Genomic DNA, 18,014 nt, shown 5'->3' with positions numbered 1-18,014 from the left:
GTAATTTAAAATAGCATGTGAGTAAGTGAAATGCATCATTAAGATAGGGTGTGTTTCAGAAGCATGAAAAAGAAGAGATGTCAGAGGTGAAAATGATTTTCATAGGTCTGACATCTCTTTTGTGATATACCGAGATCTGAATATAGATTTAATGGAAAATTATAAGTTCTGTTCTTGATTTTCCTTCACCTTTGTCAGAATGATGCGTTTCTTTGATGGAAGAGTATACCTTTTGGATTCAGTGAGCGTGTGAAGCTGAAAATCCCTTTGAAAATGGTAATATAAGTCTGCAGCTGTCCGTTGATGTTTTCCGACAGGGCATTGCTGAACCTGCGTTACAGAAATATGGTTCGACTGAGCGATCATGAGATAAGTGTCATTGAGATTCCTAAGCTGTTTCATGACTCTGTCAAGAAGAAAGATAGAGTTTTTGAAGATAAAAAAAGTAAAGGGATTTTTACCAGAAAAGGTTCTGCCGCAATAAGGGCAGGACGGAAACGTGGGAAAAAAGGTAATGTGGAGCCGGGTTTCCGAAGGAAGGGATACTGCTTCAAGATCCCCGATTTCATTTTCTGTGATAAAATGAAACATGGCAAAGCCCTCCTTTGTGTTTTATGAGATCCAGGCAAAGAACTCATAGCACAAAGGAGCTTTTTTATGAAACACACCAAAACTTAAACCTGAAACAGCCACAACCACACGCCATTTTAAAGCGCGCTTTATTAGTACGTCAAAAAAAGACTAGGAAACTTTTGTGCAATTAACAAAAGTAACCTAGTCCTTTTTCGTTTTTTTATTAAATAATAATTTCTCCCATTGCTGTACCGCTAACAGCAGCAGCATTTGCTTCATCTGTATCAATATGCATCGCAAGTGCATATGAGTCAGATACACGTACTACTGTATCACCAAAAGTTGTTGTTCTGCCATCTGTTTCTACTTTAACACTCACGATTTGACCGTTTGTTACACCATAGTACTCAGCATCTTTTGGTGTCATATGAATATGACGTTTCGCAGCAATCACGCCTTCTTTAATTTCAATTTCACCACATGGACCTGCAACAACAATACCATTCGTACCAGCAATATCTCCTGATTCACGAATCATTGCCTTTACCCCTACGCTTCTTGCATCTGTCAGTGAAAGTTCAATCTGTGTTGCCTTACGAGTAGGTCCTAAAACACTTAACTTTAACTCACCACGAGTTCCTTTGATCGTTACTTTTTCTTCACAGGCAAACTGTCCTGGCTGTGAAAGATCTTTTTTAGGAGTTAATTTATACCCCTTTCCAAATAATGTTTCTAAGTCAGCGTCTGACAAATGAGCATGACGAGCACTCACTTCTACTAAAACTTTTTCTTTTGACATAACATAATCTCCTTACTTAACATCTACATTATAGAAGTTTCATTTTACTTTTTCAATAATAAAATGAAAGCAAAATCTAAACTTTCATCTTATTTATTATTTAATTTTTTACTTAGATAACTGCGAGCAAGTGAAATAAAATAAAGGGATCCACAGATGACCAAGACTCCATCTTTTTTCATTCCATCATCAATTGCTTCTCGATAATCTTTAATTACCTTTAAAGAAAAAGGCTGAGCTAAACGTTGAGCTTCATCTGAACGTTCATTTTCAAAGTCACAAAGTACGATATCATGACTGATACACATTAATTCTTTTATCATCTTTTCTCCTTCTTTATCTTTCAGACAACTAAAAACAAAATGAATATTGTCATAGTTCTGTAAAGAAGAAACAAGTGCTTGTATGCCGTCTAAATTATGTGCTCCATCAATGATGATCAGTGGTTCTGCTCGCATCACTTCAAAACGTCCTGCCCAATTTGTATGAAATAAACCATCTTTGATGATATCTTCCCTAATATCAAACTTCTTTTTTTCATTTAGATAATGAATCGTTTCAATTGCCAGTGCTGCATTTAAACACTGATAAAGAGCTTTTGTATTTAATTTATAGCTTTGTTTTTGATATTCAAAATGTAAATGATCATCTACATATATATGCTCAATAGAAGCAATTCTTATAAGATGAGAATGATGTCTTTTTGTTTCATGTTCAAATACATTCAAACAGTCTTCTCTGTCACTGGCACTGATGCAATCTACTCCATCCTTGATGATACCTGCTTTTTCATAAGCAATCTTTTCATAAGTATCTCCCAGATACATCATATGATCCATACCAATATTCGTAATCACAGATACCAAAGGTTTTCGAAGAACATTGGTGGCATCTAAACGTCCACCCATGCCCACCTCAAAAATCGCAACATCTACCTTTTCATCCCTAAAATACAAAGAAGCGATCAACATATCAATCTCAAACATGCTTAATTCATATTTTGTCCACAAAGGTTCTGTTTCATTAATATAAAATAAAAGTTTTTCATCACTAATACTAAGATCATTGATACGGATCCGATCATGATGACTAATCAGATAAGGTGAAGTAAAGGTACCAACTTTATATCCTGCTTTTTGTAAGATACTGCGTAAATAATTTACCGTGCTTCCTTTTCCATTCGTACCGCCTACATGGATGCTTTGAAGCTGGTCTTGCGGATCATGCAGCTCGCTCATCGCCTTTTTAAAAAGCTCAAGGCCTGAATGATGATGGCGACGCTTTTCAATGGCCGCTATGGCTTCTTCTACATTCTTCCACATCATTCATCAATCTGCCAATCAATCGGTGCATAACCATGCTGCTTCAAAAACTGATTTGTCTTAGAAAAATGACGACATCCAAAAAAACCATTATAGGCGGACAATGGTGAAGGGTGGGCACACTTTAATATTAAATGATGAGGATTTGTAATCATAGCGCTCTTATTCTGAGCATTTCTTCCCCACAACAAGAAAACAATAGGTTCACTTCGATCATTTAAAATGGAAATAATGCGATCCGTTAATATTTCCCATCCCTTATTGGCATGAGAATTGGCATGTCCTTCTCGTACCGTCAATACCGTGTTCAACATCAAAACACCCTCTTTTGCCCATTTCACAAGTTCCCCATGACTAGGTATCGTACAACCTACATCATCCTGTAATTCTTTAAAAATATTCTTTAAAGAAGGTGGCGGCATGACCCCTTTCTTTACAGAAAAACAAAGACCATGTGCCTGATTTGGTCCATGATATGGATCTTGTCCCAATAAGACAACTCGCACATCCTGATAGCTCGTATATTTTAGCGCATTAAAAATATCATACATATCCGGATGTATCTTATAATGCTTATATTCATACGCTAAAAAACGTCTTAACTGCTGATAATAATCTTTTTCAAATTCATCTTTTAATAATTGATCCCAATCATTTCCAATATGTACCATACTATTTTAACCATTCCTGATATTCTTCATCTAACTCATTCTGACAAGTTTCTATTTCTTCCAGATTACAAGCTTTCATCTTCTCAATCGTTGTATCTAAATAAAGAAAATCCAAAGCTCCGTCCGTCTTATTTTCAATACCAACCCAGTTTCTTGAAATTGCTCCATTTAAAGCAATTGTCTTTTCCTTGATATGTTCATTTTCAAAAGCAAACTGATCCAGCTGATCTTCTAAGATCAAAGGAATCAATGTATCATCATTACATAACAGCTGCATTCCTTTGACAGAGTGCATCAGTTTCACTAAATTCTTAGCTGCATTCGGATAAGCCGTATCCTTATTGATCACATAACCATATGAAATGGCCTGCGTATAAAGCTGATGTCCATTGATCGCTGGCAGCTTTTTGATCTGATACCTTCCCTGATTCACTTCTTCATCCTGGCTCAACTGCATATGATCTGTGACAAAACCACTATAATATGTGTTTTGTATGAACCAGTTGTCAAAAGAAGCAGGATCATCACATTCAATTAGCTCTAGAATCTTTTGATAATCACTGAGTGCCTCTTGAAAAGAAGCTCCCGTAAAATTAATCGTATTTTTTTCTTTCCCAGGAAGATAATTCAGATTAGAGGTAAGAAAAGCTGATGTAAAATAAATATCATCCATATAATAAAAGCCATGATCTAATTCAGCTATTTTTTCTATTTCTTCAAACGTATCAATAGCCACCCCATCACTTTCAATTTTATTTAAATCAAGAGCATAATAACTCATTCCTTGCGCCATCATTGGCTGATAGACTTTTTTAATCTTATCAAATACATCATTGAAATTCGTATTTAAACTTACCTCAACATCACTTTCAGGCTCTAAAAGATCATCTATGATCATAGGAATATATTCATCTTCTATCCAGTAAACATCATAATCTAAACTTTCATCATTCGTTATAGCTTCCGTTATATCTTCCTGGCTCACAACGCTGATTTCAAGCTTGGCATCCGGATAAGTTTCATTCCACAATTCATTTAGTTTTTCTTTATAAGTTTCATCATGAACGGCTACTTTTAATACGGCTGCTTCTTCATTTTCAATAGGACGACTGCATGAAGTCAGCAAAAAAACAGCCATCATGAACATCAATATCTTTTTCATTCTTCTATAATACCATATCTTTCATCATTTCTAAAGAAAAAGCAGTTTTTCAACTACTTGATTCCTTTCAATATACGTGCAATCAAATTATCCTCTACATACGGCATTGGATAATCCGGAAAGATCGTGATCATCCGATAAATATAGATGCCAAGCCATATAGCTAATGTCAATATCAATAGTCTTCTAAACCATTTTCTATTTTTAAAATAGGTATAGATCAGTGGAATTGACATAACAACTAAAAGATAGATAACCGGATTGAAATAAAATGCTTTTTCAAAATCTAAGCGAAGCAGATAATATGCAGCCGTTGTTATCATGCATCCCGGACAAGGAATACCTGTAATTCTTTCAAAAGGACATTGCCACATAAAAAGAACTACTAAAATGACAATTACCAGCAAAAGATTAATAATACTCTTTTTCATCGATACAGTGATTCATTTCACTGACCAAAATCAGCATACTGATAAACCCCAACTGTAAAACAGCAAGTATTGGGCATAAAAGGGAAAGTGAACTTGCTCTCATTCCTAGATCATACTGAAGATTTTCAATCTGTTTGCCTATTTTATAATACCAGTAAATATGATAGATACCACAGGTAATTACTGAAAGCAGCAGATCCATTGCCGGATCATTTCTATAATCATACTGTAATTCATTCATTTCTTTAGAAATAGCAAAAATGAGATACAAATAATATAAACCACAGGTAAATATCATAAGCAAGATTGTAGTAACAAGATTTCTTTTCATTGTGAACCTCCTTTGCGCAAAACAATGACACTCAATGGCTGTATTGAAATATAACCATTGACAATTTCATGATCGACACCACCATTATAAAAGAGAAGATCTCGAATACCCTCAAAAGAATAACTAAATTCCTGATTGCTAGGATTAAACATAATTGTCAGATCCTCCTGTTCATCATAAATGTGATAACACAATACTGTTGAATTGATATCGCTAAATGATACATGTTCCTGCACCATCTGAGCACTTGGATAACGTAGACAGGCATAGTTTTTTCTCAAACGAATGCAATCTTTTGTATAATCAACGATTGTTTTATACATATCTTTTCTTTCCCAGTTTAACCAATTAATATCATCCTTGCTGTTATAAGTATTTGCTTTACCATATTTCGTACGAGCAAATTCCTGTCCTGAATGAATAAATGGTATTCCCTGTGCAAAAAGAACTGCCGCAATACACATCTTCTGACGCATGATCCTTCTTTCACGTGTATCTTCTTTACAACACTCCTTCAATTTATCCCAGCATGTCTGATTATCGTGACACTCCACATAATTAATGACATTGACAGGTTCCATGAAATACCGATAAGTATATTGATCACTTACTGAAGCATTTAATACATCCTTCATCATCGTTAACTGTGACAAATCACCACTGCAGTAACCCTTCTGATACACTTCTTCAATTCTTGTCTGACCTTTGACCACATCTCGGAAACGATCAGAAAAATGTGCAATATGTGGCATCTTATAGTCATTAATAATCGTTGCACGCTGTTCTCCATCCAAAAAGCTTGGCATATTCCAGCCCTCACCATAGATCATGACATTCTTATCGATCTGATGACAAGCTTCATAGACCTGATTCATCGTATCTACATCTAAGATACCCATTAAATCAAACCGAAAACCATCGACATGATAAACTTCCATCAAATAGCGACAGCAATCAATGATATATTTTCTTCCCATCGCCCTTTTGGAATCAAAATCATTCCCACATCCGGAACCATTTGAATAATAACCTTCATTATTCATCTGAAAATAATAATTAGGAACGCTTTTGGCAAGTGGCATATCTTCCATTTCAAAAACATGATTAAATACAACATCAAATATCACTCGAATTCCAGCTTCATGCAATTGATGAACCATTTCTTTTAATTCTCTGATACGGGCATAAGGATCATTTGGATCACTGCTGTAGCTGCCCTCCGGTGTCATAAACTGTGCCGGATCATATCCCCAGTTATAAAAAACTGAAGGATTGTTTTCATCAACGCTTGCGAAATCCATGACCGGCATCAGCTGGACATGAGTTATTCCAAGATGTTTCAAATAAGTAAAACCAATATCTTTTTGTATCGTATTTTCATTTTCTTCCACAACGCCTAAAAATTCTTTAGAATGCTTAAAATCATGATTTTGATTCTGAGCTGTAAAATCACGTACATTCATCTCATATATGATCGCATCTGTATAATGCTTTAATTCAGGAAGCGATGGTTTTTCATCTTTGAATTTCTCAATATCTACGACAATACTGTAGTTTGAATTTGCCAATGAACTTTTCCCATAAGGATCTTCACATGCCTGCCAGCTGCCATCTACTAAAATGTAATAGCGATATGCCTTTTTTTCCATATCACCAGTTATGCTTACCTCATATACACCACGTTCTTTCCTAGTCATTAGAAAAAATTCCCCATCTAGATGCAATGTTACTTTTACAGCAGTTGGAGCCCACAATTTAAACACTGTCTTTTCTTTTGTATAGGTAGCTCCTAAATCATTACCATCATAACTAAATTGCTCGTCAAAAGATGCAAGCTTTGTAATATAGCCTGTCTTTAAAGGACATCTGCGAGCATATTCATGAAGTATATGGTAGTTTTTTCCAACTTCAATTGGATTTTTTGTTTTACAAGTATATTTATTGTAGTTCCTGCTTGTTGGCTCAATCGTTTGAATTTCAAGATTTTCCAATTTTCCATTCTCATCTTCAAGATAAAAAAGACGGCTATTACCTTCATAGCTTTGTTTTGACATATAGATGACGATCTTATCAAAATCGTCTAAATAAGCTTCAAAATAATTGATCTGTCTCATATCAAGATTATACCATACTTTTAGCTCTTTCATACAAGTTTTTATCATGATTCCTCTCGTGATAAAAACCCCAGTATCACTCATACTAGGGTTTCCATTTTATTATGAAATCTTTATCTACAATTTAAACCCATTCTATAACTTTAAATTATGAAATAATTGTTTATTATAAATACCAGTTACTCTTTATCATCATACTTTGTCTGATATCCAGGATTGTTTCCCGGGCGCAAAGCATTTGGATATTCAATATCACTTTTTACATCAAAGCTTGTTCTTGTCAACATTTTATAAACTTTTACTGGTTCATTAATACTGATAAAATCAATCTTGCCTGAATCACTCGTAATATGAATTGAGCCAACATGTTTTAGTTTTTCAATCAATCCCATCGTAATATTCACATGGTCAATTTCATGATGATCAATGCTTCGAACTTCAACTCCTAAAGCACCTCCCACTTGAATCACTCGGTGATCCGTCACAGCATATTGTACATTTTCCCATTCAATACGTCTTCTAATATAAGAAGTAAATACGCTGTAACATGGATAAAGATGAATGGCAAAGAAAGCAATAAGCAATAATAACATAGGCCCTGAAGCAACTTGTAAAAAGCTAACTATAAATACAATGTCAAAACAGCCCCATATAATTGCTATAGGAAGCATTCTCAATGATGGCAAGAAACAATAACAGAATTTATCTGGTTTCATTTGAGAAAGAATCGTTTCGTTATTTTTTATTAAATCACAAATATCTACTCTCTCATCCATATTACTCACCACTGATTGATAACTCATTCAACAGCAATGACGGTGAACTGATACCTGAAAGCGAATCATATGTGTCGTCACCCACAGCCTCAACTTTTTTCATCATATCTAAAAAATTACCAGCAACTGTAATTAAATTAACAGGACGAACGATTTTTCCATTCTTTACAAGATAGCCGCTTGCCTGCAAGGAAAAGTCAGTTGAAATCGGATTTAAACCTGCATGAAGTCCATTCAGTTCATCAATGATTAATCCATCTTCCATGATTGTTAAAAGATCATCAAAACTATTTTCTCCATTTTCAATATAGAAATTAGTAGGAGATATACCAACACTTGATGCATAACCGCTCTTAAATCCATTACCTGTTGATTTACACTTCATCATTGCAGCTGATTTTTGATTGTGTAAAAACATCTTTAATCTTCCATGATCCACAATTGTTTTTGTGAAACAAGCCACCCCTTCATCATCAAATGGAGTACTTGATAAGCCATCTTTCTTTAACGGATCATCTTTGATCGTAATCTTTTCATCAAAAATTATCTCACCACATTTATCCTTTAGCTGACTAATTCCTTTATAAACATTTTCTCCATTAAAAAGTCCACATAATGCACCAAGCAAACTACACATCGTTTCATTCTTTAAAATAACCTTATATTTACCACTCTTTACCTGAACTGCATTTAATTTACTGGTTACTTTATCTCTTAAGATTTTCACATATTCATCTACATCATAATTTTCAAGATCTCTCAGCACACGAATTTCATAAGCTGATTTATTATCATTTCCCTCATTCGCTAATACATTGGCATAGAAAACACATATTTCATCTTTCTTTGAAATATCCATTCCTAATGAATTGACAATTCTTGTTTCTGCTTTTTCACTTTCCATCATTGTTTCCATGACCTGAGCAATGCGTGAATCTGCTTTTAATAGTTTTTCTTCAACTTCTTTCAAAAACTTGATCTTATCTGCAGCACTTGTATCAGACATACAGCTAACACTTTTCTCAATTACAGGATAGGATGTATCACCCTGATAAATCATGACACTGTCTTCACTTTCAATCGCCTGGGCATTTGATTTGATCATTTTAATACATAAATCAATATTATCATCACTATCTTCTTCTAAAAAACAATAACCCATCTTTCCCTGATACAAACCACGAATCGCTAAACCACCGCTTTGTGCAATCGTAAAGCTATCAACTTTTTGTTCATAAACATTGATTGATTCTTTTTCAGCTTTCTGAATATAAATTTCAATCGTCTCAATGCCCGCCTGTTTTGCTTTTTCAATTAGTTTCTGTGTATTCATACGCTTACTCCCTTCCTCCTACGATCATACTGCTCACACGAATTGCAGGCTGGCCAACATCTGTCGGAATAGAACCACTGCTAGCTCCACACATCCCTTGTGCACGTGCCAGATTCTTGCCGACAAAATCAATCTTCAAGAGCGTTTCAGCCCCATTACCAATCAAACTCGCACCTTTTACCGGCTTTACGATCTTACCATCCTGGATCAGATATCCTTCCTGAACAGCAAAATTAAAATCGCCGGTACTTGGATTGACGCTGCCTCCGCTCATAGACTTGCAGTAAAGACCATAAGGAGTTGCTTTGATCATATCTTCAAGTTCATCTTCTCCAGCTAAAATAAAGGTATTGGTCATACGGGAAGTCGTTTCATATTTATATGACTGTCTTCTTGATGAAGAAGTTGAAGGCATGTTCATTCTTCTGCCATTCAACGTATCCACCATATAACCTTTTAAGATTCCATTTTCAATCAATAAATTACGTTTTGTGAAATTACCTTCATCATCAATATTAGCAGAACCCCAGGCATTTGGAATCGTGCCATCATCAACAGCACTTACTTTTTCATTTGCAATCCTTTCACCTAGCTTGCCACAGAATACGGACTGTCCTTTGGCTACTGAACTAGCTTCCAAAGCATGTCCACAAGCCTCGTGGAAAATAACGCCACCAAATCCATTATCAATGATCACCGGCATCGTTCCACTTGGACACTCATCTGCAAACAGCATTGTCTTAGCAATACGTGCCGCTTCTCTGCCTGCTTTTTCTACATCAATCTCATCATAGAATTCCATCCCTTTACTGGCGCCTGGACCATAAAAACCGGTTTCCATCTTATCGCCATCCATTGCAATCGCCTGTACTGCTAAACGGGTACGAATACGTGTATCACGAATATATTTGCCTTCAGTATTTGAAATCACTACTTCCTGTTTTTCATCTAAATAAGATGCCATGACCTTTTTAATCACTTCATCATAGTTCATCGCTGCCAGCGAAGCTTTACGGGCAAGCTCTATCTTCTCATTACTTGACACGCTTTCAGGATCAATCTTAATAGGATGTGCATTTTCATAAACAACTTCTTTTAATTCAAAAGAGATGTTCTTCTTTTCATCTTCAAATGACTGAGCTAAACTTTTAGCCAACCGCATCATATTTTCCATAGAAGTATCATTTGAATATCCATATACTGATTCTGTTCCATGAAAAATTCTGATTCCTGCACCATAAATCATACCACTATTGGCATTATCCACTTTCCCATTCAATAAAGAATACTGGTGCGTCACCTTTCTTTCTTCAAATATTTCCGCATGATCACCGCCACTTGATAAACAGGCTTCTAATATCTCATGCAATTGTTCTTTTTCTAGCATATCATCACCTCTTGCATTCATTATACCAAACTTCAAACGAAAGTATTTACTTTTCTCTTAAAAAGTTGTAATTTAATAAGAAGGAGTGATGCTTATCAAACGTAAAGTCAGAGCGATTATATTGTTGCTCATATGTGCGGCTATGGTCATTGGACCTATTATTGGTTATTTATTATAAAAGACTTCTGTTTTCTTTTATAGAAAACAGAAGATTTTTTTGATATGATTATTTTAAATTTAAAGGAGAAACGTAATCAATGTCTATAAAGCTTATTGTAACTGATATGGATGGAACATTATTAAACTATGAAGATGAGATCAGTCAAGAAAACACTGAAGCTTTGATATCCGCTCAAAAAAGAGGAATTCAAGTCATATTGGCAAGCGGCAGAAGTCATCGACGTTTACTTCCATATGCCCAAAAGCTTCATCTAAGCGAATATGGAGGATTGCTGATTGAAGTCAATGGGATGGCTATCTATGATCCTAAAACTCAAAAACGTAAGATCTTTGAACAGTTAACTAAAAAAGCAGTATTAAGTATTTGTACATATCTTATTTCTTTTGATGTTGAAATACAGGTATACTTTGATGATGGTTTTTATTGTTATATTCCGGATGTCTTATATGCTTATAAAAAAGAAGAAAGAGAAAAAAGAAAGCTGCCTGATGATTATCCATGGGCAGGTGGTGCATGGAGCTGGGTCAGTGACAATCGAAGTGGCTATCCACACCAAAGAATAATCCAGGATTTTCAAATGATCGATAGAGATAAGCTGAATAAAGTAAATATCACCCATAATGCCGATTATCTGGATCAGATCGAAGCAAAGATCAAACATGATTTAAAAGATTATCAGGTAGTGCGGACTTGTCCTAGAATGTTAGAAATTACACCTAAAAATATTACCAAAGGAAAAACATTAAAAAGATATATGGATACTGTAGGATTATCTAAAGATGAAGTAATGGCTTTTGGTGATGGTGAAAACGATGTGGATATGTTTAAAACAGCCGGAATTTCAGTAGCGATGGAAAATGCCGAAGAAAGAATTAAAAAAGAAGCTAGCTATGTTACCAGCGCCAATACTCAAAGCGGGGTTGCAAAGGCCATATATCAATTTGTACTTCATGAATAAAAAGAAGGAAAGCTCCTTCTTTTATTTTAAATATTTTTCCATCCAGGCTGTTATTTCTTCTAGTCTTCTTATACGATGTTTTGGTTTACCGCTACGGCTAAGCTCATGATTTTCTCCATGGAAAAGCACAAAACGTGCTTCTATGCCTAAATCGATCATCGCTGTATACAGCTGTAAGCCCTGTTCCAATGGACAGCGATAATCCTGATCACTATGGATAAAAAGCGTCGGTGTCTGAATATTTTTAGCATATTTCAATGGTGAATGTTCCCATAATTTTTCATATGAATCAAAAATATTACCATGAATCTGATCTTGTGCAAAAGTATAACCTATATCACTGGTACCATAGAAAGAAAGCCAGTTGCTGATGGAACGCTGTGTGGCTGCACATCTAAAACGATTTGAATGGGATATGATCCAATTCGTCATGAAGCCGCCATAACTTCCACCGGTAACCCCTAATCGTTTCTCATCAATCGCCGGATATTTTTCCACTACAGCATCAGTAAATACCATTAAATCATCATAATCGATCGTCCCATACTTTCCAAAGATATCCATAAACTCATTATCTCTTCCATCACTGCCTCTTGGATTCGTAAAGAAAACAAAATAACCAAGATTCGCCCAAACCTGCATTTCATGATAGAATACCTTTCCATAAGCTGTTTTAGGCCCGCCATGGATATCTAGGATAGCCGGATATTTCTTACTTGGATCATAGTCTTTAGGTTTTAACACCCAGCCTGCAAAATCAATGCCATCATTAACAAAATGTACTTCTTCATAATCACTCACATATTTATTCTTCAAAACTTCTTCATTAAAATAAGTTTTCTGAATGATCTGAGAATTACAATACTCATAAACTTCCTGAAGCTTACCATCCTTCATACCCACAAATACAATTTTTCCATCATATACATCAAAACAATCAATACTGCCACTGATATGTACTGCTTCATAACATTCTTTATTAGCATTAATAGTCATCAATACACTATCTTCATTCTGTGTAGAAAGATAATAAAAATTTTCCTTATCCACTTTCATTGATTGTCCGCCACCATAACGGCAATCACTTCCTACAGTTCCCCAAACGCTTAATTCATTATTATAGAATAAGGAAATTCGACCACTATGATCTAATAGAAAGAAGCGTTCATTTTCACTCATTCCATGTTTCCATTCATAATTGCCAAGAAAAAGAATCTGATCCATAAAATAGAAAGCATCTGAGACATAATACTCTTTTTCAGGAAGTAAAACCGAAGCAGTTTTATTTTCGAAAGAATAAACCCATATTCCATTTTTGGACGTTGGTTTATTTAAAACTTCAGTCGCAACAAATAAAACTTCACTCTTATCCTCATTCAAATGATAAGAAGATATGTCAATTTCATCAGAAGTAATCGCACTTAATTCATTAAGATCCGCATTATAAAGATATAAACGTGTAATCGTATTTCCTAAAAAGCCGGCACCATTGAAATAGAAAGGAATCTTAGTAAAAACTTTATAATCATTTTCTTCTTTTTTATTTTTTAGATACTTCTCTTTGAGTGAAATATCATCACCATAAGAATAATCTTTATTATATTGTACAGCCAATAGATAGCGATCTTTAGAAATATGTTCAAAGGACGAAACTAAAAACGGTATATCAAATGCCTTTACAGCTTCTCCGCCATCTAATGAGATCTTATAGAATGAAGTTTTTTCTTCATCAGTCTCTTTTTCTTCACGATGGCTTATAAATAAAAGAGTTGTTAGATCGATAAACTGATACTGTCCATCTTTACCACTTTGTGTAAGTGCACGACAATTGCCATCTTTCAACATATACAAATTATTCCGATAACCATTCTCTTCTTCATCACATTCGCTAAGCGAAAATACACAAATGCTTCCATCCTCATTGTACTTTAGATGGCTAATAAAATGATACTTTAAAAAATCTTTTAATTCTAATCTTTCCATAATAAATCCTCTCTTTTTTATATTATACTATTAAATTTGTATGAACAACTCTGATTATCTCCAAAAAGCCCGGAAATACGGGCATTTCACGGGATATAAGAACTGAATTTACTACCGATTTACTACTTTCGGATTGAGCTTTGACACGCTTCTGCTTCCCGTGAAGCCCAGCGCCCAAATAGTGACACATCGAAAATTGAATACGACACCGCAGACAGCGGCGTTCTCTTTTCCCCTTTGGGGAGATCAGGACGCCGCTTTTTTGCGCCCAAAAACAGAAAGGAGGCGACCGCCTATGTACTTTACTTCCGGCAGCGACCGGGCCTTTGAACAGCTCATGCAGACGAGGCCGGGCGCAGATCATTTTGACAACGGCGAGGCCGGAGCGCCGGAGGACTGCGGCACCTGCCGTTTCTACCGCCCGCACTGGAAGTACCAGTTTTGTGTGTATGAGGAATGTCCCTACCAGCCGGGCAAGCTCACCGCCCTTGACGGCGCGGTGAAATTTCAAGTGAAAGGAGTGGACGACGAGATGGCAGTTTTTCGAGTGGAGAAAAACCGGGGCTATACGGTGATGTCCAACCACCACCTGCGGAACAAGGACTTGTCCCTGAAAGCCAAGGGGCTGCTGTCGCAAATGCTGTCCTTGCCGGAGAGCTGGGACTTTACGCTGAAAGGCTTATCCCTTATCAACCGGGAGCAGATCGACGCGATCCGGGCGGCTGTCCGGGAGCTGGAACAGGCGGGCTATATCGTGCGTTCCCGTGAGCGTGACAGCCAAGGCCGCCTGCGCGGGGCGGATTACATCATTTATGAACAGCCCCAGCCTGTGCCGGATTCACCTACATTGGAAAATCCAACATTGGATAATCCAACGCAGGAAAAGCCTACGCAGGAAAAACCAACGCAATTAAATAAAGATAGATCAAGTAAAGAGAAATCAATTACGGATGGATCAAATACCGATTCCATTCTTATCCTTTCCCCTCCCTCTCCTTTGGGGGAAGAAGCGGCTGCGCCGCCGGAACGGAAAGGAACGGGAGCGAAATCACAGAGCGCCGTAGAGATTTATCGGGAGATCATCAAGGACAACATCGAGTATGAACACCTTTGCCAGTACGCCAAGGGGATTGACCGGGATATGCTGGACGAGATCGTGGACTTGCTGGTGGAAACCGTATGCAGCGCCCGAAAGACCATCCGCATTGCCGGGGACGATTACCCCGCCGAGCTGGTGAAATCCAAGCTGATGAAGCTGAACAGCTCTCACATTGAGTTTGTCTTTGACTGTATCAGCAAAAACACCACGGAAATACGGAACATCAAAAAATACCTGCTGGCGGTTCTGTTCAACGCCCCAAGCACCATCAACGGCTATTACACGGCGCTGGTGGCCCATGACATGAACACTGGCAAAATCTGAAAGGAGGCCGACCCTATGAAACAGGGTGCTTTGATTTTTGACGAGCAGACAGACCGCTACGACATCCGCTTTGACCTTGCGGACTATTACGGCGGCCTGCACTGCGGAGAAACTTTTGATGTGATGGTGGGCGGCAGATGGAGGCCGACCCGCATTGAGATGGCCGAGAACTGGTATCTGGTAGGAATCCATGCCGACGACCTCTCCGGCCTGCGGGTGCGGATTTAAGCCATCCGCCTGCCTGCTGACTTTCCAAAGGAGGGATAGCAGTTGCAGGAAGAAGTAGACCAGAAAACCATAGCGTTAGCGGTTAAGACGGGCAAGCTCACCGCCCAAGTGCTGCAAGCGGCCATCCGAAAATATCTGTCCGCCCGGCAGAAAGGGACGGGTAAGGCCCATCACGGCCAGCAGAGCTTACGGCAGCTCAAAAAGGACGGTTCCGCCCTGTCCAACATTGAGATCACCGACGCCAACATTGGCCTGTTTAAGCCCTGCGCCAAGAAATACGACATTGATTTTACCCTGCGGAAAGACCGCACTACCCATCCGCCCCGGTATATCGTGATCTTCAAATCCAAGCAGGCGGACAATCTGGAACAGGCGTTTAAGGAGTTTACAGCCAAGAAGCTCCAACAGCAGGAACGCCCCTCCATCCGAAAAACCCTTGCCGTCCTGAAAGAAAAGGCAGCGGCCAGAAGCAGCCAGCAGGCCAAGGAGAAAATCAAGGAAAGGGGGCTGTCACGATGAAGCCGGAAATGAAAAAGCTGATAATCGCCAACCTGCCCTACCTGCTGTTTGTGTACCTGTTCGGCAAGCTGGGACAGACCTACCGGCTGGCGGCTGGGGCGGACTTGTCGGAAAAGCTGCTGCACCTTGCGGACGGCTTTTCCCTTGCCTTTGAAAGCGCCGCCCCCAGCTTCCACCTGTTCGATCTGGCGGTGGGCGTGGCCGGTGCGGTGGCATTGCGGCTGATGGTGTACTGCAAGAGCAAGAACGCCAAGAAATACCGCCGGGGCGTCGAGTACGGCAGCGCCCGTTGGGGAGGCCCCAAAGATATAGCCCCGTACATCGACCCGGTGTTTGACAACAACATCCTCCTGACCCAGACGGAACGCCTCACCATGAACAACCGGCCCAAAGACCCCAAGACCGCCCGGAACAAAAATGTGCTGGTGATCGGCGGTTCCGGCAGCGGCAAGACCCGGTTCTTTGTGAAGCCCAACCTCATGCAGTGTGTGTCCAAGGACTACCCGACCTCATTCGTGATTACTGACCCGAAAGGAAGTCTGATTGGCGAAGTGGGCCAGCTCCTTGTGCGGTGCGGCTACCGGGTAAAAGTGCTGAATACCATTAACTTTTCCAAGAGTATGCGCTACAACCCGTTTCGCTACATCCATTCGGAAAAGGACATTTTGAAGCTGGTAAACACGCTGATCTGCAACACCAAGGGCGAGGGCGAAAAGAGCGCCGAGGATTTTTGGATCAAATCGGAACGCCTGCTGTATTCGGCCCTCATTGGCTATATCTGGTACGAAGCGCCAGACGATGAAATGAATTTCACTACGCTGCTTGAAATGATAAATGCCAGCGAAGCCCGCGAGGACGACCCGGAATTTCAATCCCCGGTAGACCAGATGTTTGAACGGCTGGAAGAAAAAGACCCGGAACATTTTGCGGTGCGCCAGTACCGTAAATTCCTGCTGTCGGCGGGCAAGACCCGCAGCTCCATTTTGATAAGCTGCGGAGCCAGATTAGCGCCCTTTGACATCCGGGAGGTGCGGGAGCTGATGGAGGACGACGAACTGGAACTTGACACCATCGGGGATCAAAAAACGGCCCTGTTCCTGATTATGTCGGACACGGACACGACCTTTAATTTCATTCTGGCAATGGTGCAAAGCCAGCTTATCAACCTTTTGTGCGACCGGGCCGACGACAAATACGGCGGGCGGCTGCCCGTCCATGTGCGGCTGATTCTGGACGAGTTCGCCAACATCGGCCAGATTCCAAACTTTGACAAGCTGATTGCCACCATACGAAGCCGGGAAATCTCGGCTTCTATTATTTTGCAGAGCCAGTCGCAGCTAAAGGCCATTTACAAGGACGCGGCGGAAATCATTTCCGACAACTGCGACTGTACGCTGTTCCTTAGTGGCCGGGGCAAGAACGCCAAGGAGATCGCGGAGGTGCTGGGCAAGGAAACCATTGACAGCTACAACCAGAGCGAGAACCGGGGCGCGCAGACCTCCCACGGACTGAACTACCAAAAACTCGGAAAGGAGCTGATGAGCCAAGACGAAATTGCAACGATGGACGGAGGCAAGTGTATTTTGCAGGTGCGCGGCGTAAGGCCGTTTTTCAGTGAGAAATACGACATTACCCGCCACCCCCGCTATAAATACCTCTCGGACGCCGACAAAAAGAACACCTTTGATGTGGACAGCTACCTGTCGTCCCTGCGCCGGAAAAAGCGGCGCGTGGTAACGGAGGACGAACTCTTTGACCTCTACGACATTGAGCTGTCGGATGAAGATTTTGCCGCGGAATAAAGCGGCCATGGAGAAAGGAGC

General features: G+C 39.1%; 17 protein-coding genes. 5 read left to right on the top strand and 12 right to left on the bottom strand.

Features of this window, described 5'->3' with window-relative positions; all coding sequences use genetic code 11:
• Window positions 1-159 precede the first annotated feature (159 nt).
• The 11 genes from BQ5367_RS04100 to BQ5367_RS04050 form a co-directional block, all read right to left on the bottom strand.
• Window positions 160-591 carry a hypothetical protein gene (locus BQ5367_RS04100; protein ID WP_071441271.1) on the bottom strand — a complete coding sequence of 144 codons (432 nt, stop codon included), beginning with the start codon at window positions 589-591 and terminating at the stop codon, window positions 160-162.
• A gap of 205 nt (window positions 592-796) precedes the next feature.
• On the bottom strand, window positions 797-1,372 hold the full coding sequence (locus BQ5367_RS04095) for a PduL/EutD family phosphate acyltransferase (protein WP_071441270.1): 576 nt from the start codon (window positions 1,370-1,372) through the stop codon (window positions 797-799).
• An 89-nt stretch (window positions 1,373-1,461) separates the two neighbouring features.
• Window positions 1,462-2,697, bottom strand: coding sequence for a bifunctional folylpolyglutamate synthase/dihydrofolate synthase (locus BQ5367_RS04090; protein WP_083383152.1), 1,236 nt, complete (start codon window positions 2,695-2,697; stop codon window positions 1,462-1,464).
• On the bottom strand, window positions 2,694-3,365 hold the full coding sequence (locus BQ5367_RS04085) for a uracil-DNA glycosylase (RefSeq protein ID WP_071441269.1): 672 nt from the start codon (window positions 3,363-3,365) through the stop codon (window positions 2,694-2,696). Before BQ5367_RS04085 ends, BQ5367_RS04090 begins: the two co-directional genes overlap by 4 nt.
• Window position 3,366: 1 nt before the next feature.
• The gene (locus tag BQ5367_RS04080) at window positions 3,367-4,527 is read right to left on the bottom strand and encodes a type 2 periplasmic-binding domain-containing protein (RefSeq protein WP_071441268.1); all 1,161 of its coding nucleotides are present in this window, start codon (window positions 4,525-4,527) and stop codon (window positions 3,367-3,369) included.
• Between the two features lie 53 nt (window positions 4,528-4,580).
• Window positions 4,581-4,958, bottom strand: a complete 378-nt coding sequence (locus BQ5367_RS04075) for a DUF2752 domain-containing protein (RefSeq protein WP_071441267.1) — start codon at window positions 4,956-4,958, stop codon at window positions 4,581-4,583.
• Complete coding sequence (locus tag BQ5367_RS04070; protein ID WP_071441266.1) at window positions 4,939-5,289, bottom strand: DUF4234 domain-containing protein; 351 nt, start codon at window positions 5,287-5,289, stop codon at window positions 4,939-4,941. The genes BQ5367_RS04075 and BQ5367_RS04070 overlap by 20 nt, the downstream gene beginning before the upstream one ends.
• Window positions 5,286-7,451 (bottom strand): type I pullulanase, encoded by a 2,166-nt coding sequence (gene pulA, locus BQ5367_RS04065; protein ID WP_235858729.1) that lies wholly within the window; start codon window positions 7,449-7,451, stop codon window positions 5,286-5,288. Before pulA ends, BQ5367_RS04070 begins: the two co-directional genes overlap by 4 nt.
• Window positions 7,452-7,582: 131 nt before the next feature.
• A complete protein-coding gene (locus tag BQ5367_RS04060) occupies window positions 7,583-8,179 on the bottom strand; it encodes a PH domain-containing protein (protein ID WP_071441265.1) in 597 nt (198 codons plus the stop codon).
• A 1-nt stretch (window position 8,180) separates the two neighbouring features.
• Complete coding sequence (locus BQ5367_RS04055; protein ID WP_071441264.1) at window positions 8,181-9,512, bottom strand: TldD/PmbA family protein; 1,332 nt, start codon at window positions 9,510-9,512, stop codon at window positions 8,181-8,183.
• Between the two features lie 4 nt (window positions 9,513-9,516).
• Entirely contained in the window at window positions 9,517-10,899 is a 1,383-nt protein-coding gene (locus BQ5367_RS04050; RefSeq protein WP_071441347.1) for a TldD/PmbA family protein, read from the bottom strand.
• A 257-nt stretch (window positions 10,900-11,156) separates the two neighbouring features.
• Between BQ5367_RS04050 and BQ5367_RS04045 the strand changes: the two genes are divergently transcribed.
• Entirely contained in the window at window positions 11,157-12,038 is an 882-nt protein-coding gene (locus tag BQ5367_RS04045) for a Cof-type HAD-IIB family hydrolase (RefSeq protein WP_071441263.1), read from the top strand.
• Window positions 12,039-12,059: 21 nt separating this feature from the next.
• Here the strand turns inward: BQ5367_RS04045 and BQ5367_RS04040 are convergent, their stop codons facing one another.
• A complete protein-coding gene (locus BQ5367_RS04040; protein ID WP_071441262.1) occupies window positions 12,060-14,021 on the bottom strand; it encodes an alpha/beta hydrolase family protein in 1,962 nt (653 codons plus the stop codon).
• 295 nt (window positions 14,022-14,316) lie between these two features.
• Between BQ5367_RS04040 and BQ5367_RS04035 the strand changes: the two genes are divergently transcribed.
• Genes BQ5367_RS04035 through BQ5367_RS04020 form a run of 4 tightly spaced genes read left to right on the top strand, consistent with a single transcriptional unit; the run spans window position 14,317 to window position 17,993 of the window.
• On the top strand, window positions 14,317-15,444 hold the full coding sequence (locus tag BQ5367_RS04035) for a DUF6017 domain-containing protein (RefSeq protein WP_071441261.1): 1,128 nt from the start codon (window positions 14,317-14,319) through the stop codon (window positions 15,442-15,444).
• 15 nt (window positions 15,445-15,459) lie between these two features.
• Window positions 15,460-15,672, top strand: coding sequence for a DUF5348 domain-containing protein (locus BQ5367_RS04030; RefSeq protein WP_003819042.1), 213 nt, complete (start codon window positions 15,460-15,462; stop codon window positions 15,670-15,672).
• A gap of 42 nt (window positions 15,673-15,714) precedes the next feature.
• Window positions 15,715-16,191 carry a PcfB family protein gene (locus BQ5367_RS04025; protein WP_055200123.1) on the top strand — a complete coding sequence of 159 codons (477 nt, stop codon included), beginning with the start codon at window positions 15,715-15,717 and terminating at the stop codon, window positions 16,189-16,191.
• Entirely contained in the window at window positions 16,188-17,993 is a 1,806-nt protein-coding gene (locus BQ5367_RS04020) for a VirD4-like conjugal transfer protein, CD1115 family (RefSeq protein WP_071441260.1), read from the top strand. The genes BQ5367_RS04025 and BQ5367_RS04020 overlap by 4 nt, the downstream gene beginning before the upstream one ends.
• Window positions 17,994-18,014: the final 21 nt, after the last annotated feature.

Origin of the sequence: Traorella massiliensis (assembly GCF_900104665.1) — a bacterium.
Taxonomy (GTDB): Bacteria; Bacillota_I; Bacilli_A; order Erysipelotrichales; family Erysipelotrichaceae; genus Traorella; species Traorella massiliensis.
Note: the sequence above shows the minus strand (reverse complement) of the source record. Positions and strands in the feature narration are given on the sequence as shown.

What these genes read in the sequence shown, in the direction of transcription:
- BQ5367_RS04080 (WP_071441268.1), bottom strand. Translation starts at nt 4,527, where the DNA reads ATGAAAAAGATATTGATGTTCATGATGGCTGTTTTTTTGCTGACTTCA.
- BQ5367_RS04055 (WP_071441264.1), bottom strand. Translation starts at nt 9,512, where the DNA reads ATGAATACACAGAAACTAATTGAAAAAGCAAAACAGGCGGGCATTGAG.
- BQ5367_RS04060 (WP_071441265.1), bottom strand. Translation starts at nt 8,179, where the DNA reads ATGGATGAGAGAGTAGATATTTGTGATTTAATAAAAAATAACGAAACG.
- BQ5367_RS04095 (WP_071441270.1), bottom strand. Translation starts at nt 1,372, where the DNA reads ATGTCAAAAGAAAAAGTTTTAGTAGAAGTGAGTGCTCGTCATGCTCAT.
- BQ5367_RS04050 (WP_071441347.1), bottom strand. Translation starts at nt 10,899, where the DNA reads ATGCTAGAAAAAGAACAATTGCATGAGATATTAGAAGCCTGTTTATCA.
- BQ5367_RS04020 (WP_071441260.1), top strand. Translation starts at nt 16,188, where the DNA reads ATGAAGCCGGAAATGAAAAAGCTGATAATCGCCAACCTGCCCTACCTG.
- BQ5367_RS04035 (WP_071441261.1), top strand. Translation starts at nt 14,317, where the DNA reads ATGTACTTTACTTCCGGCAGCGACCGGGCCTTTGAACAGCTCATGCAG.
- BQ5367_RS04100 (WP_071441271.1), bottom strand. Translation starts at nt 591, where the DNA reads ATGTTTCATTTTATCACAGAAAATGAAATCGGGGATCTTGAAGCAGTA.
- BQ5367_RS04070 (WP_071441266.1), bottom strand. Translation starts at nt 5,289, where the DNA reads ATGAAAAGAAATCTTGTTACTACAATCTTGCTTATGATATTTACCTGT.
- BQ5367_RS04045 (WP_071441263.1), top strand. Translation starts at nt 11,157, where the DNA reads ATGTCTATAAAGCTTATTGTAACTGATATGGATGGAACATTATTAAAC.
- BQ5367_RS04085 (WP_071441269.1), bottom strand. Translation starts at nt 3,365, where the DNA reads ATGGTACATATTGGAAATGATTGGGATCAATTATTAAAAGATGAATTT.
- BQ5367_RS04075 (WP_071441267.1), bottom strand. Translation starts at nt 4,958, where the DNA reads ATGAAAAAGAGTATTATTAATCTTTTGCTGGTAATTGTCATTTTAGTA.
- pulA (WP_235858729.1), bottom strand. Translation starts at nt 7,451, where the DNA reads ATGATAAAAACTTGTATGAAAGAGCTAAAAGTATGGTATAATCTTGAT.
- BQ5367_RS04040 (WP_071441262.1), bottom strand. Translation starts at nt 14,021, where the DNA reads ATGGAAAGATTAGAATTAAAAGATTTTTTAAAGTATCATTTTATTAGC.
- BQ5367_RS04030 (WP_003819042.1), top strand. Translation starts at nt 15,460, where the DNA reads ATGAAACAGGGTGCTTTGATTTTTGACGAGCAGACAGACCGCTACGAC.
- BQ5367_RS04090 (WP_083383152.1), bottom strand. Translation starts at nt 2,697, where the DNA reads ATGATGTGGAAGAATGTAGAAGAAGCCATAGCGGCCATTGAAAAGCGT.